General features: G+C 69.2%; 15 protein-coding genes. 14 read left to right on the top strand and 1 reads right to left on the bottom strand.

All coding sequences use genetic code 11. The features are described from left to right. Nucleotides 1–51: 51 nt before the first annotated feature. Nucleotides 52–957 (bottom strand): LuxR family transcriptional regulator, encoded by a 906-nt coding sequence (locus DM992_RS21800; RefSeq protein WP_111020343.1) that lies wholly within the window; start codon nt 955–957, stop codon nt 52–54. A 283-nt stretch (nt 958–1,240) separates the two neighbouring features. Between DM992_RS21800 and DM992_RS21795 the strand changes: the two genes are divergently transcribed. The 14 genes from DM992_RS21795 (at nt 1,241) to DM992_RS21730 (ending at nt 15,388) form a co-directional block, all read left to right on the top strand. Next, a complete protein-coding gene (locus DM992_RS21795) occupies nt 1,241–2,074 on the top strand; it encodes an autoinducer binding domain-containing protein (RefSeq protein WP_111018590.1) in 834 nt (277 codons plus the stop codon). 242 nt (nt 2,075–2,316) lie between these two features. Beyond that, the gene (gene sctV, locus DM992_RS21790; RefSeq protein ID WP_111018589.1) at nt 2,317–4,518 is read left to right on the top strand and encodes a type III secretion system export apparatus subunit SctV; all 2,202 of its coding nucleotides are present in this window, start codon (nt 2,317–2,319) and stop codon (nt 4,516–4,518) included. Then, a complete protein-coding gene (gene sctS / locus DM992_RS21785; protein ID WP_006480854.1) occupies nt 4,515–4,793 on the top strand; it encodes a type III secretion system export apparatus subunit SctS in 279 nt (92 codons plus the stop codon). The genes sctV and sctS overlap by 4 nt, the downstream gene beginning before the upstream one ends. Then, a complete protein-coding gene (sctC, locus tag DM992_RS21780) occupies nt 4,793–6,832 on the top strand; it encodes a type III secretion system outer membrane ring subunit SctC (protein ID WP_111018588.1) in 2,040 nt (679 codons plus the stop codon). The genes sctS and sctC overlap by 1 nt, the downstream gene beginning before the upstream one ends. After that, the gene (gene sctD, locus DM992_RS21775; protein WP_111018587.1) at nt 6,813–8,171 is read left to right on the top strand and encodes a type III secretion system inner membrane ring subunit SctD; all 1,359 of its coding nucleotides are present in this window, start codon (nt 6,813–6,815) and stop codon (nt 8,169–8,171) included. Before sctC ends, sctD begins: the two co-directional genes overlap by 20 nt. 141 nt (nt 8,172–8,312) lie before the next feature. Then, a complete protein-coding gene (locus DM992_RS21770; RefSeq protein WP_034180511.1) occupies nt 8,313–8,525 on the top strand; it encodes a hypothetical protein in 213 nt (70 codons plus the stop codon). A gap of 148 nt (nt 8,526–8,673) precedes the next feature. Beyond that, entirely contained in the window at nt 8,674–9,147 is a 474-nt protein-coding gene (locus DM992_RS21765) for a hypothetical protein (RefSeq protein ID WP_111020342.1), read from the top strand. 52 nt (nt 9,148–9,199) lie between these two features. Further along, nucleotides 9,200–10,117 carry a type III secretion inner membrane ring lipoprotein SctJ gene (gene sctJ, locus DM992_RS21760; protein WP_111018586.1) on the top strand — a complete coding sequence of 306 codons (918 nt, stop codon included), beginning with the start codon at nt 9,200–9,202 and terminating at the stop codon, nt 10,115–10,117. Further along, nucleotides 10,114–10,860 (top strand): SctK family type III secretion system sorting platform protein, encoded by a 747-nt coding sequence (locus DM992_RS21755; protein ID WP_111018585.1) that lies wholly within the window; start codon nt 10,114–10,116, stop codon nt 10,858–10,860. Before sctJ ends, DM992_RS21755 begins: the two co-directional genes overlap by 4 nt. Then, nucleotides 10,842–11,471 (top strand): type III secretion system stator protein SctL, encoded by a 630-nt coding sequence (gene sctL, locus DM992_RS21750; protein ID WP_034180508.1) that lies wholly within the window; start codon nt 10,842–10,844, stop codon nt 11,469–11,471. Before DM992_RS21755 ends, sctL begins: the two co-directional genes overlap by 19 nt. Then, the gene (sctN, locus tag DM992_RS21745; RefSeq protein ID WP_111018584.1) at nt 11,468–12,850 is read left to right on the top strand and encodes a type III secretion system ATPase SctN; all 1,383 of its coding nucleotides are present in this window, start codon (nt 11,468–11,470) and stop codon (nt 12,848–12,850) included. Before sctL ends, sctN begins: the two co-directional genes overlap by 4 nt. Beyond that, the gene (locus DM992_RS21740) at nt 12,843–13,535 is read left to right on the top strand and encodes a hypothetical protein (RefSeq protein WP_111018583.1); all 693 of its coding nucleotides are present in this window, start codon (nt 12,843–12,845) and stop codon (nt 13,533–13,535) included. Before sctN ends, DM992_RS21740 begins: the two co-directional genes overlap by 8 nt. Continuing rightward, the gene (gene sctT, locus DM992_RS21735) at nt 13,529–14,338 is read left to right on the top strand and encodes a type III secretion system export apparatus subunit SctT (protein ID WP_111018582.1); all 810 of its coding nucleotides are present in this window, start codon (nt 13,529–13,531) and stop codon (nt 14,336–14,338) included. The genes DM992_RS21740 and sctT overlap by 7 nt, the downstream gene beginning before the upstream one ends. A gap of 18 nt (nt 14,339–14,356) precedes the next feature. Next, entirely contained in the window at nt 14,357–15,388 is a 1,032-nt protein-coding gene (locus tag DM992_RS21730) for an EscU/YscU/HrcU family type III secretion system export apparatus switch protein (protein WP_111018581.1), read from the top strand. Nucleotides 15,389–15,553: the final 165 nt, after the last annotated feature.

Below are 15,553 nucleotides of genomic sequence, written 5' to 3'. Positions count from 1 at the left end.
AGGCCGGCATGTGCGTTTACGCGTTCGCTTTGCGCAAGCGCCGCGCGGCCGTCAGATCAGCTCGAGCTTCGACGTCAGGTACGTGAGCTGGATCCGGTTCGCGACGCCGAAGCGCTTGCGCAGTTTGCGCAGGTGATAGTCGACGTTGTGCGCGCTGGTGTCGAGGCGTCGGCCGATCTCCTTGTCGGATGCGCCTTCGGCGATGCCGAGCAGCAGTTCCTGCTCGAACGGCGTGAGCCCGTTTACCGTACGCTCGCGCGACGTCGCGATCAGTTGCGGCGACGCGAACTTGTGCACCGACAGCCCGATCGACAGCGCCTGCTCGATCGTCGCCGGCGTGATCCATTCGCGCGTGCGGCGCGGCGCGGTGAAGCTCATGAACGCATGCAGCCGCGTGCCGGGCACAGCCATCGAATACATGATGCCGCTGCACATCCCGTCGTCCTGCATCGTCTGCAGGAAACCGTCGAGCGCGGCCGGCGTCACGCACGGGCCGTCGTCGCGCTCGCGGTGTTCGCGGCGCAGCTGCTGCAGATCCCACACGATCGGCATGTTGCATACGCGCGCGCCGAGCGTGCGCGGATCGACGTCGTGATGGTTGTGCCGCACGTAGTCGCCGCGATAGGTGGCCGGCGTGAACGCTTCGTGCAGGTAGAGACTTTCAACACGCTCGCGCGCGAATTCGAGCGCGAAGTACGCGAACGTCGAGAAGCCTGTCAGGTGCAGCAGGCTCGTGACGATCCGGTTGCGCTCGGCGGTGCTCTGCGCATGCGCGAGCGTATCGGCGACGCCGAGCGTCGGCGCGTGCGGCTGCGCGACTTCGCCGCGCTTGACGTCGTCGCACCAGACGACCTGCACGGTACGCTCCCGCAGCGCGTCCGCGCATGCGCTCGACCCGCGCGACGGGCGGGAAAAGGTCGGGGCGACCGCTTCTTCATGCAATGCAATATCGGACATGAGCCATCCCTCGGAATCGACGCGCATCGCCTGGCGGCGGCCGTATCGTATACGGCATTCGCGGCGGTGCGATCGAGCATCGTTTTGATATGCGCCGATCGTCATCCCTGACGAAACGCGGGGGCATTGTACAAAAATGCCCGTGTGCGCGTAATATGCCGTAATACTAATTGCGGCGAAAGGTTCATATTCGCACGCATATAACAACGACCAGAAAATCATAAAGAAAAGACCAGATCGTGACGGGGCGCAGTTTCACATATTGGGAAAGGGCGGGCTCCTCATGACATATGCTGACGGCGCACCACGCGTCGAATGGTTTTCACAAGCCGATATAGCGGCCGCGGCCGCTTATTCGAACGAATATCAGGCAATCGACCGCGATGTTTTTACCGGCATTCAAGTTGCGCTCGGTAAAACCGACCTTGCTCCGGCCGATTTCGCGCAATGCCATGCGCGATTGCGGCAAATCGGTTTCAGCACGCTCGGTTACGGCGCCTACGAAATGATCGGGCGGCGCATTCTGTGCGCGCATCTGCTGCGAGACCTCGCGCCGGCGACGTTCATGCAGCCGTTTATCGAAGGGATGCTGTACGAGAGCGACCCGCGGTTCGCGCAGGTGCGGCAGAGCGGCTTTCCGGTCGCGTGGCGGCTCGACGAGATCGAGGCGGCCGCGCAGGGCAGCGGCGACCGCAAGGTGCTGGCGCTCGCCGGCCATCTGCGCGCGCACGCGATGAACAGCGGCGTGATCTTCAGCCTGTCGGCGCCGCGGCTCGACCTGCGCGTCGCGGTGAACGTGACGTCGGAGACGCACGGCACCGAATGGATCGACGATCGCGTGATCGGCGGCGCGCTGGCCGTGAGCCTCGCCGTGCATCGTGTCGCGCTGCCGTTCCTCGAGGCGCGCATCGCGCGCATGCGCGGCTTCGCGCTCGGCGACGAGCAGCAGCAGGTGCTCGACCGTCTCGTGCACGGGCTGTCCGACCAGGAGATCGCGAGCGCGCTGCGTACGTCGCTGCACAAGGTCGGCCACCACATCCGCTCGCTCGAAAAACTCTTCAACGTGCAGAACCGCGCACAGCTCGCGTACCTCGCCGCGCGGCGCCTTCAGCCCTGATCCGGCGCACGCGCCGGCGGCCCGCCGCGCGATGGAAGCGGTTCCGGCGGCGCGTGCCCGAACGCGCCGCCGGGTTTCGTAGTCCGATCCGATCACCGCCGGGAAACGCGCTTTCGCGCTACGAGGTGCATCCCTTTTTCCATCGGTTCGCATCGCTACACTCGTCCCATTCAACGGTCCGTGCGGCACGGGGCAGGGTTGCCCGCGCCAGCCGGCGATAACGACGACAGGACAACGGCACGATGGCAGAACCGAAGGCGCTCCCCCGCGACTGGCAGCGGTTGTTTTCCGCTGGCCGCGGCGTGTCCGGACGGCGTCTCCGGGGTGCGTCGCCGCGCGCCGACCTGTTCATCGCCGCGTTCATCGTCGCGGTCGTCGCGCTGTTCATCCTGCCGCTGCCGCAGGCCGCGCTCGACGGGATGATCTCGCTGAATCTCGCCGTGAGCGTGGTGCTGCTGACGGTATCGACCTACGTGCCGTCGGCGGTCAGCTTCTCGTCGTTTCCCGCGCTGCTGCTGTTCACTACGCTGTTCCGGCTCGCGCTGAACATCGCGTCGTGCAAGCTGATCCTGCTGCATGCGAACGCCGGCCACGTGATCGACGCGTTCGGGCGGCTCGTCGTCGGCAACAACGTCGTGGTGGGCGGCGTGGTGTTCCTCGTGATCGCGGTCGTGCAGTTCATCGTGATCGCGAAAGGGTCGGAGCGGGTGGCCGAAGTCGGCGCGCGCTTCTCGCTCGACGCGATGCCGGGCAAGCAGATGAGCATCGACGCGGACCTGCGCGCGGGCATCATCAGCGCCGATGAAGCGCGCGAGCGCCGCGAGAAGCTCGAGCAGGAATCGCAGATGCACGGTGCGATGGACGGCGCGATGAAGTTCGTGAAGGGCGACGCGATCGCGGGCCTCGTGATCGCGTTCATCAACATCGTCGCGGGGATCGCGGTCGGCACGCTGATGCACGGGATGGATATCGGCGCGGCGCTGCAGCGCTACGCGATCCTGACGGTCGGCGACGGGATGGCGTCGCAGATTCCGTCGCTGCTCGTGTCGATCGCGGCCGGCATCGTGACGACGCGCGTCGCAACGCGCGATGCGCGGCAGCGCCAGCTCGGCGAACAGCTCGGCGAGCAACTGGGCGCGCATCCGCGCGCGCTGCTGATCGCGGCGCTGGTGCTGGCCGGCTTCCTGGTCGTGCCCGGCTTTCCGAAATGGTCGTTCGCGCTGATCGCGCTCGGTCTCGGCGCATTCGCGTTCTCGCAGATCAAGCACAAGACGACCGCGCCGAGCTTCAACCTGATTCAGATCGCGGGGCGCGTCGGCGCGGCCGACGACGGCCAGCCCGCGAAGGTGTCGCACGCGGCGGGCGTCACGTCGCTGATCGCGGTATCGCTGTCCGACGACCTGCGCACGAGCCTGAACCTCGCGCAACTACAGGCCGCGCTGTCGAGCGCGAAGGCGCGCGTCGACGCGGATATCGGCACGGTGTTCCCGCGCATCACGCTGAACGACGACGAGGGTGCCGCGGCCGGCACGTACCGGATCTACCTGCAGGACGTGCTCGCCGCGCACGGCGCGCTGAAGCCGGGCTGGCTGCTGTGGGACGGTGTCGCGCCGCTGCCCGAGCGCGCGGAGCGCCAGCCGGCCGAGGCGTTCGGCCCGTTCGCGACCGCGTTGTGGATCAAGCACGACGGCGCCGCGCCGGACGGCAAGTGGCTGTCGAGCGAAAGCGCGCTCGCCGCGCACGTCGAGCAGATCGTGCGTCAGCATGCGGACGAACTGCTGGGTATCCAGGAGACGCAGGCGCTCGTGCATCTCGTGCGTCGCGAACACCCCGAACTCGTGGGCGAGCTGACGCGGCTCGTGCCGCTGCAGCGCGTGACCGAAGTGCTGCGCAGGCTGCTCGCCGAACAGGTGCCGATCCGCAATCTGCGCGTGATTTTCGAGAGCCTGATCACGTGGGCGCCGAACGAACCCGACGACGTGATCGCGCTGGTCGAGCTCGTGCGCGTCGACCTGCGCCGGATGATCACCGACCGCCATGCGGGCACGACGCGCCAGCTGCGGGTCGTGCTGTTCGAGCAGAACCTGCAGGAGCGGATCGAGAGCGCGGTGATGCGCACGAAGCAGGGCAATTTCCTCGCGCTGTCGAGCGCGATCAAGCAGGACATCGGCGAACAGGTGCGCGCGATCGTGCAGGCCGCGCAGGCGGCCGGCCCCGGCGGCAACGCGCAGGGCGCGGCGCGGCTCGCGGTGATGGTCGCGCTCGGCGCACGCCGCTACGTGAAGACGATCCTGCAGCCGGTGCTGCCCGAACTGGCGGTGCTGTCGTACCAGGAGGTCGAGGAGGACGTGCAGCTGCACACGATCGGCTGGGTGAAGAACCCGCCGGACGACGGTTCGGTCGGCGCGGGCGCCGACGTGCGCGTGCCGGGAGCCGTGCAATGACGAGCTCGACGATCCTCGACCTGACGCGCCAGGCGTTGATGCTCGTGCTGCTGCTGTCGCTGCCGATCGTGCTGATTGCCACCGTCACCGGCCTCGTCGTCGCGATCCTGCAGGCCGTCACGCAGGTGCAGGACGCCAACATCGGCATCGCGGTGCGGCTGATCGCCGTGATGGTCGCACTCGTGCTGCTGTCGGGCTGGCTCGGCGGCGAAGTGCTGCGCTTCGCGCAGCAGGCGCTGGAACGCATGTTCGTTTCTTCCACAGGAGTCCTTTGATGCGTCGACGCGTCGCCCCGATCCGGTTTCAACCGCGCAGCCTGCAACGGGCCGCGCTTGCCATGTGCGCGACTGCGCTGCTCGCGGCGTCGCTGAGCATGGCGCCCGCGCAGCCGGCCCGCGCCGCGGACCTGCGCTGGCGCAACAAGCCGTTCACGATCGTCGCGAACGGCAAGAAGATCGGCGACTTCATCCGCGAACTCGCATCGTCGCAGGGCGTGACGGCGGTGGTCGACCCGAAGGTCGACGGCGTGATCAGCGGCCGCTTCTCGGGCACGCCGCAGCAGACCCTCGATACGATCTGCTCGACCTACGGGCTCACGTGGTACTACGACGGCTCGTTCCTGTACGTCGATCCGGCCGACCAGTCGCAGACGCAGATGATCCCGATCCCGCCGAACGCATCCGGCGAAATCGGCCGCGCGCTGCAGGCGATGCAGATTCCCGACAAGCGCTACACGCTCGTGATCAACGACCGCGCGAACAGCGTGTACGTGGCCGGCCCGCGCCGCTATGTCGAGCTCGTGCGGCAGGCGGTCGGCTCGGTCGGCGATCCGGCGGCGAACGGCGCGCACGCGGACATCCGTGCGTTCCGGCTGAAGTACGGCTGGGCGTCGGATTTCACGATCAACCGCTCGGGCAAGGAAGTGACGGTGCCGGGCGTCGCGACGATCCTGAGCCGGCTGTTCGGCAAGGGCGGCGGCACGAACGCGCTGCCGTCGAGCACGTCGCTCGGGCAGGCCGCGCGCCAGGTGAAGCTCGGCTCGGGGCTGACGATCGCGGTGCCGCGCCTCGATTTTCCCGATATCTCCGGCGGCCCGCGTTCGGGCGGCTATGCCGGCGACGGCAGCGCGACCGGCGGGTTCTCGCCGTTCTCGAACGGCGGCGGCGACACGCTGCCGCAGATCGTCGCCGATCCGGCGATCAACGCGGTGATCGTGCGCGACCTGCCGGAGAACATGTATCGCTACCAGTCGCTGATCAACCAGCTCGACGAGCGGCCGCGCATCGTCGAGATCAACGTGACGATCATCGACATCAACGAGGATTCGCTCGACAGCCTCGGGATCGACTGGCGCCTGCATACGACGCACGGCGACGTGCAGATCGGCAACGGCGCGAATCCGCTGAACGGCAACACGCAGTACAACGGCTCTGGCAATCCGCCGCTGACGTTCGGCGTCGGCACGTCGGAAACCGGGCAGACGGGCACTTTCCTGCCGACCGGCATCGCGCTGACCGCATCGATCGGCGGCTCGCTGCGCAACTACCTGCTGACGCGCGTGAACGCGCTCGCGCAGAAGGGGCAGGCGCAGTTGCGTTCGAAACCGAAGGTGCTCGCGCTCGACAACACCGAGGCGATCCTCGAGAACCTGACGCAGTTCTACGTGCAGGTGCAGGGCTACCAGGATTCGTCGCTGTACAGCGTGACGACCGGCACGAGCATCAAGGTGACGCCGATGATCGTCGACGAGGCGATCCGCAACGCGGCCGCCGTATCCGGCAATCCGCAGAGCGTGATGATGTCGATCGACATCCAGGACGGCAACGTCGTGCAGGGGCAGGCCGTGTCGAACATTCCGGTGATCCAGCAGCGCAATATCGTCACCAAGTCGATGATCGACGAAGGCAAGAGCCTGCTGATCGCCGGTTTCAACGACGACGAGGTGAAGCTGAACAAGAGCGGCGTGCCCTGGCTGTCCGACATCCCGCTGATCGGCAACCTGTTCAAGTACACCGACAAGTCGGGCAACCACATGGAGCGGTTCTACCTGCTGACGCCGCGCGTGGTGACGACCGCGTCGATGTACGCGCCGGACGGCTCGCCCGTGAACCCCGGCGCCGACGGGCCGGCGAACCAGGAAGGCATGTCGATGTATCGTCCGCCGGACAACGACGTCGCGGTGCCGCTGACGCCGAAGCCGCTGCCCGGCACGAAGTTCGGCCCGCCCGCGCTGCCGCCGCCGCCGAAGGATGCGGCGTCGCAGCCGGCGGCGACGACCGCAGGAGCCACCACCCATGTCGACGACCATCATTGACCCGCACGGCGACGGCGCATTGCCCGGCGGCGCGGGAGGCGCGGGAGCGGGCGCTGCCGCGCTCGCGTCGCCGTGGAACCTGTGCTTCCTGAGCGGGCCGATGTACGGCCGCACGATGTCGCTCGCGCGCGGCGCGAACTGGGTCGGCACGGCGGCCGATTGCGAAGTGATCCTGCCCGATCGCGAGATCGGCGCCAAACAGGTGTGCCTGCAGGTCGGCGCGCTCGCGGTGACCGTGCAGAACCACGGCGGCGACGCTGGCGCGCCGGTGCTGTTCAACGACGAACCGCTCGGCAGCGGCCGCCGCTCGATGACGCCGTACGACGTCGTGACGGTCGGCTCGATCCGGCTCGGCATCGCACGGCATGCGCAGGCGAGCGTCGCGGTGCCCGACGAAACCGACGCGCCGGACGCCGCGCGCGAGGCCGCGTGGCTCGGCTGGCTTACCGGCGGGCTGCGCCGCCTCGGCAGCCGTCGGCTCGTGATCGCGCTGGTCGCGCTGTGGATCGGTGTGCTGCTCGGCGCGCTCGGCTACGGCTTCGTCGCGTGGTCGGGGCGCCTGCCGTGGCAGCACGAATCGGTGCTCGCGCGCACGCACCGGCTGCAGCAACTGCTGCACGCGTATCCGGAGCTGGCCGTCGCGCCGCGCGACGACGGCGTGATCGTGTCCGGCTACGTGAGCGACCCGGCTGCGCGCGAACGCGTCGCGCAGATCGTCGCCGGCGTCGACAACGCGGCGCTCGGCAACATCTACGTGGTCAGCGATCTGGTGGCGACCGCGCAGACCTATTTCAGCGATACGGCGCTGACGGTCGCGTATCTCGGCCGCGGCCGGATCGAGCTGACGGGCTCGGCCGCGCGCGCGCAGATCGAGCCGCGCATCCGCAACTACATGAAGGACGCGCGCCCGGCGCTCGAGGTGGTCGATCACGTGCGCGATGCCGATCCGGCCGCGCCGCGCACGACGACGACGCTCGGCGGGATGGCCGGCATTCCGGAGATCACGACCGTGTTCGCCGGCGACGGCGACCAGCGCTATATCGAGACGGTCGACGGCAGCCGCTATTTCGAGGGCGCGCGGCTGAAGGACGGGCCGACCGTCGTGTCGATCGGCCCGGACGAAGTGGTGTTCGAACGCAACGGCCAGCGCATCACGATGCCGCTCGGCGGCGCGTCGGCGAACGCGCCCGAGCAGGCGCCGGCGCCGCCCGTGGCGCCGCTCGCGAGCGGTGCGGCGGCCGGGGTCGCGCAGCCGGTGCCGGGGCCGACGCTGTTGCCGGACGCACCGCAAGCGGGCGCCAAGGCGGCCGGTGCTTCGACGAAGGAGGCGGCGCACTAGCGCCGCGACAGATCATGCGCATCGCTCGACCGGCGGTGCGCGCATTACGCGGGGCGTCGCATCGGTGCGGCGGCTCACGTCGCCGGCGGGGCATGGGGCCATCGCCGGAAGGTAGACGAAGTTCACGTTAAGGAGCGAAACATGGGTACCCAGGCCGCAGGTGGTGCAACCAACACGAACCAGGTCCAGCAGCAGGCCGACGACCTGACCAAGACGCAGCTCGAACTGACGAAGATCAACTTCCAGGTCCAGCAGTCGACCGCGACGTTCGAAACCAGCAACGCAGTGACCGCGCAGGAGGGGACGGCGAACGCCCAGGTTGCGCAACACCTGAGCTCGGCCGGCCGCGCATGACGCCGGTTGCCGGCCGCGCCGCGTGCCGCCGCGCGCCGGGTTTGCCCGCGAAGGGCGCCCGGCCGCGGATGCGCCTGTGCCGGCCGGCCTGTTCCGGGCGGGCCCGACCGATCCGGTCCGGCGCCTGCCAGCCAAGGAGGGCATGAATATGTCAGTGACAGGCGTAGGCGCGGCGCCGCCGGGCGCGGCAGCGCTCGCGGGTGCCGTGCAGCAGACGGGCTCGGCGTCCGATCCGGCGCAGGTGCGCCAGTTCGATGCGCTGATGCAGCCGGGCGCATCGCCGGCCCCATCGTCTTCGTCGGGCGTCGCGATGTCGCGCGCGCCGGCGGACGCGGCGCCGGCCGTACAGATGACGCCCGCGCAGGCGAACCAGTCGTCGCTCGTCGAGCGGTTGCGCACCTACGGCAACGATCTCGACACGCGGTACGCGAACATCGACAAGCATCGCAGCGAAATGCTGACGTCGATGGCGGACAGCCGCAGCGATCCGATGATGACGATGGTGAAGGCGATGGATTTCCAGTGGACGGCGACCACCACGATTTCGGAATACCAGTTGAGCCTGTCGGTCGCGCAGGCGGCGAACGGCTTCACGCACACGGTGCTGAAGACGCAGGAGTGAAAGCGTGCGTGCAGGCTGAATTCGACCTCACGCACCCTGAAGCGGACTAACGATGACGACGATCGATTCGACGCCGCGCACGCATGCGTGGCGCAGCCGGGCGGCGCGTGCGCTGCTCGCGGGGCTGCTCGTGCTGTTGGCCGGGTGCCAGAAGGAGTTGTACTCGGGCCTGTCGGAGCGAGATGCGAACCAGATGGTCGCGGTGCTCGGCGACGCGGGCATCAGCGCGTCGAAGGACAACGACGCGCGCGACGCGTCGGACCGCAACGCATGGCTCGTGAGCGTCGCGGACGGCGACATGCAGTCGGCGCTCACGATATTGCATGCGAACGGGCTGCCGAAGCCGAGTTATGCGAGCCTCGGCGAGCTGTTCCAGAAGCAAGGCCTCGTATCGACGCCGGCCGAGGAGCGCGTGCGCTACCTGTACGGCGTGTCGCAGGACCTGTCGCGCACGCTGCAGGACATCGAGGGCGTGGTCGTCGCGCGCGTGCAGGTCGTGATTCCGGAGAACGATCCGCTCGCGGACAAGATCAAGCCGTCGTCGGCGGCCGTGTACATCCGCTACCGGCCGGGCGTCGACCTGCGCGCGATGGCGCCGATGGTCAAGGATCTCGTCGCGCACAGCATCGAAGGGCTGCAGTACGACAACGTGTCGCTGTTCCTGCAGCCGGCCGCAGCGCAAGCAACGCGCGTGGACGGGATCGGCAGCGCGGTAACCGACATCGTGCGGCTGCGCTCGCCGCTCGGCTGGCTCGTGTTCGCGCTGATCCTGCTGACCTGCGCGGTGATCGCGCTGTCGGCGGCGCGGCGCGGGATGTTCGGCGCACGGCTTGCCGGCCTGCTCGGCGCGCCGCGCGGCGCCAATGGCGGGAACGGGGCATCCGGGCAGCCGGCGTCCGGGCATCCGGCATCCGGGCATCCGGCCGGCGGCGGGCTGCGCACGCCGGACGGCGCGCGCGATGGCGCATGAGCGATTCGCATGCACCACCGGCTGACGCGGCCGCCCCATCCGATACGGCGCCGCTGCCGTGGCTGCAGCCGCTCGCGCCGCCGCCCGCCGCGCGCCGTGCCGCGTTTCATGCGCTCGTCTGCGATTTCAACCTGCGGCCCGACCGTTATCTGCACGTGACGCGCGTGCCGGCCGACTGGCCCGCGCGCTACCGCTCGCCGGACGCGTTCGGCGCGGCCGGCCGCAAGCTGCTCGCGCGGCATCTGCTCGATGCGCACGGCGTGGCCGATCGGCACGACTTCGATGTCGCGAACCCGTGCGCGCGGCTCGCGCTGCTGCCGGGCGCGGCGCTCGAGCAACTGGCGTCGTATGCGGGGCTGCTGCTGCATCGCAACTGGCTGCGCGATGCGCTGACCGTGCGGCGCATCCGCGCGGAAGTCGCGGCCCGGCTTGGCGGCGACGCGCTGGAGCTCGCGCTCGAACGCGCGCCGGAATTCGGCGCGCTCGCCGACACGCTCGAACCGTGGCGCGCGGATCCCGGCGCGCTGCCCGTCGTGATCCGCGCACGCGGCGGGCGGCTGCTCGCGGATTTCATCGGCGTGGCGGGCGATGCGGTCGCGCGGCGCGCGCGCCTGAAGTTCAACCGCGCAATCGACAACGAAGCGCCTTACTGGCTGAACCGCGCGCAGCGCGACCAGTTCGGCGAACTGCTGTTCCTGTTTCTGATTCCCGAGAGGCTTGCGTCATGGGACTGGCTTTTCTGATCACGAGCGACAACCTGCAACTGCTGTCGGAGCGCAAGGTGCTCAAGGAGCGCGAATACGCGGCGCTGCTCGACGCGTCAGCGGTGATCGCGACCGCGCACGACGAGGCCGCGCGCATCGTCGCCGACGCGCAGCGCGAATTCGACAAGCGGCAGGCGGCCGGCTACGACGAAGGGATGCGCCGCGCGCAGCGCGAGCAGGCCGCGCAGGCCTACACGCAGGCGCTTGCCGCCGCGCGCACGATGGAGACGATGAAGGACGCGATGGCCGATATCGTCGTGAAGGCCGTGCGCGCGATCGTCGGCGAGATGAGCACGCAGAAGCTGTACGAGGCCGCGCTGGCGCGGATCGCGCCGCTCGTACGCGACGAGGCGTTCCTGGTCGTGCATGTCGCGCCCGGCCGCAAGGACGAGATGCGCGACGCGCTCGACGGTGCATTCGCGGGGCAATCGAACCGGCAGAAGATCCGCATCGTCGAGGACGCGCAGCTCGAACGCCATGCGTGCACGGTCGAGACGCCGTCCGGGCGCATCGACGCGAGCCTCGACCTGCAGATCGACGCGCTGCGCCAGGCGATCCGCCGCGACGCGCTGAAGGGTGCCGCGCGATGAACGCGCCGCTCGACGATACGCAGCCGTTCGGAAGCGGCGACGACGACGGCGCGCCGTTCGATCACGGCCGCCTCGTCGGCGAACTCGACGCGGGGCTCGCGTTCTTCTCGCCGGTGTCGGTGCAGGGCCGCGTCAATCACGCGGTCGGGCAGATCCTGAATGCGACGGGCATTCGCGCGCGGCTCGGCGAGATCTGCGAACTTCGCACGCCGAACCAGCCGACGCTGCTTGCCGAAGTGGTCGGTTTTTCGCGGCAGACGACGCTGCTCACGCCGCTCGGCGACGTGGCCGGGCTGTCGCCGGAGACGACCGTCGTGCCGTCCGGGCGCGAGCATGTGTTTCCGGTGGGCGAAGGGCTGTTCGGCCGCGTGCTCGACGGGCTCGGCCGGCCGCTCGACGATCGCGGGCCGGTGACGGGCGCCGCGTGGGTGTCGACGCAGCAGGACCCGCCGAACCCGCTCGCGCGCCAGATGATCGATACGCCGTTTCCGACCGGCGTGCGCGTGATCGACGGGCTGATGACGCTCGGCGTCGGGCAGCGCGTCGGCATCTTCGCGCCGTCGGGCGTCGGCAAGAGCACGCTGCTCGGGATGATCGCGCGCGGCGCGCAGGCCGACGTGAACGTGATCGCGCTGGTCGGCGAACGCGGCCGCGAGGTGCGCGAATTCATCGAGCACAGTTTGTCGCCCGAGGTGCGCGCGCGTTCGATCGTCGTCGTATCGACGTCCGATCGCCCCGCGATGGAGCGCGTGAAATCCGCGCTCGTCGCCACCGCGATTGCCGAGCACTTCCGCGATGCGGGCAAGCGCGTGCTGCTGCTGGTCGATTCGCTGACGCGCTTCGCGCGCGCGCAGCGCGAGGTCGGCCTCGCGAGCGGCGAGCCGCCGACACGGCGCAGCTTTCCGCCGTCGACGTTCGCGGTGCTGCCGCGCCTGCTCGAACGCGCGGGGCAGGGCGCGAACGGGTCGATCACCGCGCTCTACACGGTGCTCGTCGAAGGCGACGAGGAGTCGGACCCGATCGCCGAGGAAGTGCGCTCGATCCTCGACGGCCATATCGTACTGTCGCGCAAGATTGCGCTCGCGAACCGCTATCCGGCGATCGACGTGCTCGCGAGCCTGTCGCGCGTGATGCCGCTCGTCGCGAGCCGCGCGCACCAGCAAGCGGCCGCGCGCGTGCGCGAGCTGATCGCGAAGTACCAGGAGATCGAGCTGCTCGTGCAGATCGGCGAATATCGCGAAGGCAGCGACCGGCTCGGCGATCTCGCGCTGCGCGCGCGCGACGCGATCGGCGCGTTCTGCGCACAGGCGTCGCACGAGGACGTGCACTTCGACGCGCTGCTCGCGAAGCTGACGAAGCTGGCGAACGATCATGTCTGAAGCCGACGACCGCCTCGTGCTCGCCACGCTTGCACGCCTGAAGCGCGTGCGCGAGATGCGCAGCCAGATCGCGCGCGTCGCGGCCGCGCGCCAGCAAGGCATCGCCGCGCAGAGCCGCCGCGCGCTCGACGCCGCGCACGCGCAGCTCGCGCAGCAGGTGGCTGCGAAGGCAGCGATCCAGACGCGTCTTGCCGACGACGTGCGCGAGGCGCGCGTGCTGCAGAACGCGGCTGCCGATACGCGCACGTTCGACCGGCACATCGGCACCGCGAACGCGTCGGTGAGCGAGGCTGCGCACGTGCATCGCGGCCACGAGGCGACGCTGGCCGACCTGCAGCGCGCCGCGCGCAAGGCGAAAGCCGCCGAGGACAAGCTCGACAAGGCCGGCGAGAAGGCGCTGCACGCACGCGCCGCGCGGGTCGAGCGCGATGCCGACGAAGTCGCGGACGGCTACGCGGTGCGGCGCTTCGCGACGGCCGGGGTATGGTCAGGCGCGGCGGGCGATGTGGCCGGCCACGCGGCCGCGCAGCCGGAAGCGGCCGCCGCGTTCGACGCGGAGATGGCCGCCCGGCCGGCCGATGCGGAAGCCGGCTTGGCCGACATGACCGACATGAGCGACGCAGTCGCCTCGGCCGCCCCGGCCGACGCCCCCGAACCGCCCGCCGCCGCGGAGCGCCGATGCTAGACCAGGCCGCGGGTTTCAACGACGTCGCGGGCACGCTGCGGCCGCTGCTCTACGTGATGCCGCGCCTGTTGCCGATCATGTTCGTCGTGCCGGTGTTCAACGAGCAGATCATCACGGGGCTCGTGCGCAACGGGATCGCCGTCGTGATCGCCGCGTTCGTCGCACCGGCGATCGACTCCGCGCAGGTGGCTGCGCTGCCGTTCCTGATGTGGTGCCTGCTCGTCGCGAAGGAGGCGGTGGTCGGCATGCTGCTCGCGGGCGCGTTCAGCGCGGTGCTGTTCGCGATCCAGGGCGTCGGCTACCTGATCGACTTCCAGACCGGCAGCGGCAGCGCCGCGTTCTTCGATCCGATGGGCGGGCACGAGGGCGGCCCGACATCGGGCTTCCTTAATTTCGTCGCGATCGCGCTGTTCGTCACGGCCGGCGGCCTGCAGGTGCTCGTGCAACTGTTCGCGCAGTCGTACGCGTGGTGGCCGATCGGCTCGCTCGGCCCCGATTTCTCGTCGATGCTGCAGACCTTCATCGTGCGGCAGACCGACACGATCTTCGAATGGATGGTGAAGCTCGCCGCGCCGGTGACGATCGTGCTGGTGCTCGTCGAGCTCGGCATCGGCCTCGTCGGGCGCGCGGTGCCGCAGCTCAATATCTTCGTGTTCTCGCAGCCGCTGAAGAGCGCGCTCGCGCTGCTGATGATGGTGCTGTTCCTGCCGGTCGTGTATGCGTCGCTGCATTCGCTGCTGAGCCCCGACAGCGGGCTGATGGCGCTGCTGCGCGCGCTGTTCGCCGCGCACGGCGGCGCCTGAGCGCGCGACGGAGCCGACATGGCCGAAAAGGACCAGAAGCCGACCGCGAAGCGCTTGCGCGAGGCGCGCCAGAAAGGCGATGTGCCGAAGAGCGCGGAAACGATTTCGTCGGCGTTCTTCGTCGGCGTATGCGTCGCGCTCGCGGTCGGAATCGGTGCGCTGTTCGCGCGGTTGCAGGCGCTGTTCCGGCTCGTGTTCGACGCGGTCGGCGCGGCCGACCCGTCCGCACGGATCGCGGTGCTGATCGACGGCGCCGCGCGCGACTGGGCGACGCTGTCCGCGCAGATCGTCGCGGCCGGGCTGCTGGCCGGCCTGCTCGCGGGTTTCGTGCAGGTCGGCGGCGTGATGGCGTGGAGCCGCGTCATGCCGCAGTTGTCGCGGCTCAATCCGGCCGAGGGGCTGAAGAACCTGTGGTCGATGCGCAACCTCGTCAATCTCGCGAAGATGCTGCTGAAGACGGTGCTGCTCGCCGCGACGCTCGGCTGGCTGATCGTCGAGTCACTCGACCCGTCGGTGCAGTCGGGTTTCACGCGACCGATGTCGATCCTCGCGCTGATCGTGAAGCTGCTGATGCTGCTGTTCGGCTGGGCCGCGCTGATCTATATCGTGATGGCGCTGATCGACATCGTGCATCAGCGGCACGAGTTCAACCAGAAGATGAAGATGTCGATCGACGAAGTGCGGCGCGAGCACAAGGAGGACGAGGGCGACCCGCATATCGAGGCGAAGCGCCGGCAACTCGCGCGCGAAGCGCAGTTCGCGTCGCTGCCGGACCGGATCGGTTTCGCGTCGGTGGTCGTCTATTCGCCGAGCGTCGCGGTCGCGCTCTATTACGGCGGGGTCGGCACGCTGCCATGGGTGCTCGCACGCGGCGAAAGCGAGGCGGCCGAGCGAATCGTGCGGCTCGCGCGCGACGCGCTGCGCCCGACGCTCGCGAACGCCGGGCTCGCGCAGGCGCTGTACGAGACGACACCCGAGAACGGCACGATCCAGCAGCAGCATTTCCGCGAGGTCGCGCAGTTGCTGAAATGGGCGACCGGCGCTGCCTGACGCAGGCGGCGGCGGGCATGTTCCCCTTTTTTCCGGTCAGCGGGCCGGCGCGGCCATCCGTTCCATTTCGATATGGCCCTTTGCGTGACCATGCGCGCGCGACGCTTGACGCTGTTTTTTTTCCGGTTGCGGCCGGAATTCACAGGTGAATTATTGCTGATTTAT

The organism is Burkholderia sp. JP2-270 (assembly GCF_003233675.1).
Lineage (GTDB): Bacteria > Pseudomonadota > Gammaproteobacteria > Burkholderiales > Burkholderiaceae > Burkholderia > Burkholderia pyrrocinia_C.
The sequence above is the reverse complement of the archived record's forward strand: the minus strand, read 5'-3'. Positions and strand labels throughout refer to the sequence as shown.

Coding starts and splice junctions, on each gene's coding strand:
- DM992_RS21800 (WP_111020343.1), bottom strand. CDS start 957: ATGTCCGATATTGCATTGCATGAAGAAGCGGTCGCCCCGACCTTTTCC.
- DM992_RS21795 (WP_111018590.1), top strand. CDS start 1,241: ATGACATATGCTGACGGCGCACCACGCGTCGAATGGTTTTCACAAGCC.
- sctV (WP_111018589.1), top strand. CDS start 2,317: ATGGCAGAACCGAAGGCGCTCCCCCGCGACTGGCAGCGGTTGTTTTCC.
- sctS (WP_006480854.1), top strand. CDS start 4,515: ATGACGAGCTCGACGATCCTCGACCTGACGCGCCAGGCGTTGATGCTC.
- sctC (WP_111018588.1), top strand. CDS start 4,793: ATGCGTCGACGCGTCGCCCCGATCCGGTTTCAACCGCGCAGCCTGCAA.
- sctD (WP_111018587.1), top strand. CDS start 6,813: ATGTCGACGACCATCATTGACCCGCACGGCGACGGCGCATTGCCCGGC.
- DM992_RS21770 (WP_034180511.1), top strand. CDS start 8,313: ATGGGTACCCAGGCCGCAGGTGGTGCAACCAACACGAACCAGGTCCAG.
- DM992_RS21765 (WP_111020342.1), top strand. CDS start 8,674: ATGTCAGTGACAGGCGTAGGCGCGGCGCCGCCGGGCGCGGCAGCGCTC.
- sctJ (WP_111018586.1), top strand. CDS start 9,200: ATGACGACGATCGATTCGACGCCGCGCACGCATGCGTGGCGCAGCCGG.
- DM992_RS21755 (WP_111018585.1), top strand. CDS start 10,114: ATGAGCGATTCGCATGCACCACCGGCTGACGCGGCCGCCCCATCCGAT.
- sctL (WP_034180508.1), top strand. CDS start 10,842: ATGGGACTGGCTTTTCTGATCACGAGCGACAACCTGCAACTGCTGTCG.
- sctN (WP_111018584.1), top strand. CDS start 11,468: ATGAACGCGCCGCTCGACGATACGCAGCCGTTCGGAAGCGGCGACGAC.
- DM992_RS21740 (WP_111018583.1), top strand. CDS start 12,843: ATGTCTGAAGCCGACGACCGCCTCGTGCTCGCCACGCTTGCACGCCTG.
- sctT (WP_111018582.1), top strand. CDS start 13,529: ATGCTAGACCAGGCCGCGGGTTTCAACGACGTCGCGGGCACGCTGCGG.
- DM992_RS21730 (WP_111018581.1), top strand. CDS start 14,357: ATGGCCGAAAAGGACCAGAAGCCGACCGCGAAGCGCTTGCGCGAGGCG.